The sequence below is a fragment of the Algibacter sp. genome, assembly GCF_049667265.1.
Lineage (GTDB): Bacteria > Bacteroidota > Bacteroidia > Flavobacteriales > Flavobacteriaceae > Algibacter_B.
Window position 1 is genome coordinate 1 of sequence record NZ_JBATHX010000099.1, and the last position, 3814, is coordinate 3814.

The following is a 3814-nucleotide window of genomic DNA, read 5'->3' on the forward strand; positions in this document are numbered from 1 at the left end:
TTACTATCATGTCTTTATCGGTTTTGGCTAGTGTCCAGCTATCCATTAGTATTTTTTGGAGTATTTCGGCTGGTGTGGCTTTTTTAAGGTTAACTTCTTTATTTGGGTTAAAAATATCCAGTTCTACAAGTTTGTCCCAAACCACATCATCTTGATCGATTTTTAGTTGATGTCTTAATTTTAGTTCTACCGAATCTGATGGGCTGTAGGGTAAAAAGGCGTTTACAAAATCGCGGTAACTCATGTTTTCACTATCGTCAATAATATAGCTATCGTCCGTCATGCCAAGGGTTACGAAAATATTCCAGGCACGACTAAAACCTACGCGCCGCATGGTTCCGCGGTACAATGTTTTAATTTTTTCTAAACCATATACATCCTGATATTTTAGTGAATCTCTGTTGGCATAAACTTCGAAACGTCCAAAATTATCGATTTCTAAAAATTCGGTGCGTCTGAATAAACGGTGGTACGGAATGTATTTATAGGACCCTTCTTGAAGAAATTTTGCAGCGCCACCTTGTCCGGCAACCACAACATTTCTTGGGTTCCAAGTGAATTTGTAATTCCACAGGTTATTATCGCTTTCGGGTGCCACTAAACCACCTGTGAAGGATTCAAACAAAATTATTTTTCCACCTTTGTCTCTAATGCCATTTAGCACTTTCATAGCGCTCATGTGGTCTATTCCAGGATCTACACCAATTTCATTCATTAATATGAGTCCGTTTTCTTTGGCTTCACGATCTAAAGCTTGCATTTCGGGGCTTACATAGGATGCTGTAACCATGTGTTTTTTATAGTTTATACAATCTTTTGCAACTTCAATATGGAAACGGGCAGGCAGCATGGATACTACAATATCGGCGTTTTTTATAGCCTTGGTTCTTGATGTTTCATCAAAAACATCTAATGTAATAGCCTTAGCATTTTTATGGTTGTTAATGAGCGTTTTTGCGTTTTCAATATGTAAATCACCAACTGTTAAAAATAAATCTTCCTCTGACGATTTATCTAGTAGATATTTCAATAAATAGGATGTAGATTTTCCAGAACCAATGATTAAAATCTTTCGCATATTGAGATTAGTTAAGTAATTTTGTGATGATTAGTTTTTTGCTGAAATGCTTTCAGTATTACGAAATTAATAAAAAATAAACGCATTTACTGAGAATAATTAATTTAAAAATGAATAAAACAATTTTAATTACCGCTTCACTTTTAGGTATGTTAAGTATTATTTTAGGCGCTTTTGGTGCTCATGCCTTAAAAGAACTCATTCCTTTTGAATCGCAACAAACTTTTGAAACAGGAGTGCGCTACCAAATGTACCATGCTATTTTACTCTTGTTTGTTGGTAGTACATCTTTAATTCGGCAAAAAACTAAAAAGATAATATACTATTTGGTTTTGGTTGGGATTTTATTTTTTTCAGGGTCGATTTACGGGCTGGCAACAAATGATTTGACAACTTTTAATTTTAAATCGATTGGTTTCATAACACCAGTAGGTGGTTTGTCGTTAATATTGGCTTGGAGTTTTATGTTTATCTCTTTTTTAAAGATTTCGTCTAAAAAAGGCGATTAAATTAGGGATACTTGAAAAAAATGTCTTTATTTTGTGTGATACTATAATTAATACCCGCCTTATGGAAAACAATAATCAAGTTATGAAAACCATTTCATTAGAAAAATATGGCATAAAAAACGCCAAAGTAAATTATCAATTATCTCCTGAAGAATTACATGATATTTCAATAGCTAAAGGTTTAGGAGTAGAAGCCTCTTCTGGTGCTTTGGCTGTAAATACTGGTGAGTTTACTGGACGTTCTCCAAAAGACAGGTTTATTGTAAAAGATGATATAACTAAAGATCGTATTTGGTGGGGAAATGTAAATATTCCGTTTGATCCGAAAGATTTTGATAAATTATATGATAAGGTGGTAAATTATCTTTCTGAAAAGGAACTTTTTGTTCGTGATTGTTATGCTTGTGCTGATGAAAATTATAAACTAAATATTCGCGTAATTAATGAATATCCTTGGAGCAACCAGTTTTCATATAACATGTTTTTACGCCCAGAAGAATCGGAATTAGATAATTTTAAGCCTGAATGGACTGTTGTTAATGCACCAGGATTTATGGCTGTTGCAGATGTAGATGGAACACGCCAACACAATTTTGCTATTTTAAATTTCACTAAAAAAATAGCATTAATTGGTGGAACAGGATATACCGGCGAAATTAAAAAAGGTATTTTTTCAGCCTTGAATTTTATACTTCCAGTTTTTAAAAATACGCTTCCAATGCATTGTAGTGCCAATGTTGGAAAAGATGGTGATTCAGCCATATTTTTTGGATTGTCAGGTACTGGAAAAACGACACTTTCAACAGACCCGAATAGAAGTTTAATTGGCGATGATGAACATGGTTGGACCAACGAAAACACCGTGTTCAATTTTGAAGGTGGGTGTTATGCTAAAGTGATTAACCTATCAAGGGATAACGAGCCTGAAATTTATGATGCCATTAAAAAAGGAGCGATTCTTGAAAATGTTATTTTAAATGAAAAAGGGGAGGTTGATTTTGAAAACACCTCGATTACACAAAACACCCGTGTAAGTTATCCTATATACCATATTGAAAACATTCAAGTACCATCCATTGGTAAAAACCCAAAAAATATTTTCTTTTTAACAGCCGATGCATTTGGTGTTTTACCTCCAATTTCAAAGTTAACACCTAGTCAAGCGGCGTATCATTTCATTTCTGGTTATACTGCGAAAGTAGCTGGAACAGAGGCTGGTGTCAAAGAACCGGTTCCGTCGTTTTCAGCATGTTTTGGAGCACCGTTTATGCCGTTGCATCCTTCTAAATATGCAGAAATGTTGAGTAGAAAAATGATTGATGCCAACGTAAACGTTTGGTTAGTAAACACAGGTTGGACGGGTGGTCCTTACGGTGTTGGAACTAGAATGAAATTAAAATATACACGCGCTATGATTAATGCCGTTTTAAATGGCGATTTAGGACTTTATAATTATGACGATTACCATATCCATTCAGTATTTGGAGTAGCACAACCAAGAACCTGCCCTGGAGTGCCAACTAGCGTGTTAAGCCCAAGAGCCACTTGGAATGATGATAAAGCCTATTACACAACAGCCTTTAAACTAACCAATGCGTTTAGAGAAAACTTTAAAAAGTTTGAAGCACATTGTAGCGAAGAAATTAGACGCGGTGGCCCACAGCGATATGCGTTTTAAAAAAAAAGCCCAATTAATTTTAATTGGGCTTTTTTATTTTTAAAAAATAATAATCAAAAGTAAAATAATTATTATAGCGCCACTTGATATATAAATACCGTTTCCAGATGCTTTTACAGTTTTTTTGATTGCTCGAACTTCCTTTCTTAATTCTTTTTTTTCTACACGACTTAAAGTTGATTTATCCATCTCCTTTATTATGTTTAAGCGATCTATAAGGGCTTTTATTTCTTCAGGAATTTCATCACCTTTTACAGTAGTGTGTGAAGCTGGTTTTTCAGTAGCGAAAACAGTATTTGGGCCTGCGCATAGAGCCATTGCAAACACTACTAAACAAAGCATTTTTTTTCTCATGGTTATTTTTTTTAAAGGGTTATTTAATGAAGATACGATTTAAAAATGTGCTACACTCGGAATTGCACGACTTAATATTTATTTTAGGCTAAGCTTATTTCCCCCGCTAGCGCTCGTTTGTAACGATTGCCGTTAAAGGAAACAGAAGGAAAACAAAAGCTATTCAAAAATCAGAATAGCTTTTTGTATTTTAGT

The 3814-nt window shown here is 34.4% G+C and carries 4 protein-coding genes; 2 read left to right on the forward strand and 2 right to left on the reverse strand.

The window, feature by feature from the left end; genetic code table 11:
• Positions 1–1078 (reverse strand): saccharopine dehydrogenase family protein (locus WBN21_RS03610; protein WP_424197932.1); only part of this gene is annotated, 1078 nt, incomplete at its 3' end.
• Positions 1079–1188: 110 nt separating this feature from the next.
• On the opposite strand from WBN21_RS03610, the gene WBN21_RS03615 reads away from it, so the two are divergent.
• On the forward strand, positions 1189–1587 hold the full coding sequence (locus WBN21_RS03615; RefSeq protein ID WP_424197933.1) for a DUF423 domain-containing protein: 399 nt from the start codon (positions 1189–1191) through the stop codon (positions 1585–1587).
• A 61-nt stretch (positions 1588–1648) separates the two neighbouring features.
• Complete coding sequence (gene pckA / locus WBN21_RS03620; RefSeq protein WP_424197934.1) at positions 1649–3265, forward strand: phosphoenolpyruvate carboxykinase (ATP); 1617 nt, start codon at positions 1649–1651, stop codon at positions 3263–3265.
• A 39-nt stretch (positions 3266–3304) separates the two neighbouring features.
• Here pckA and WBN21_RS03625 read toward each other — a convergent pair whose 3' ends face one another.
• The gene (locus WBN21_RS03625) at positions 3305–3619 is read right to left on the reverse strand and encodes a hypothetical protein (RefSeq protein WP_424197935.1); all 315 of its coding nucleotides are present in this window, start codon (positions 3617–3619) and stop codon (positions 3305–3307) included.
• Between the last annotated feature and the right edge of the window lie 195 nt (positions 3620–3814).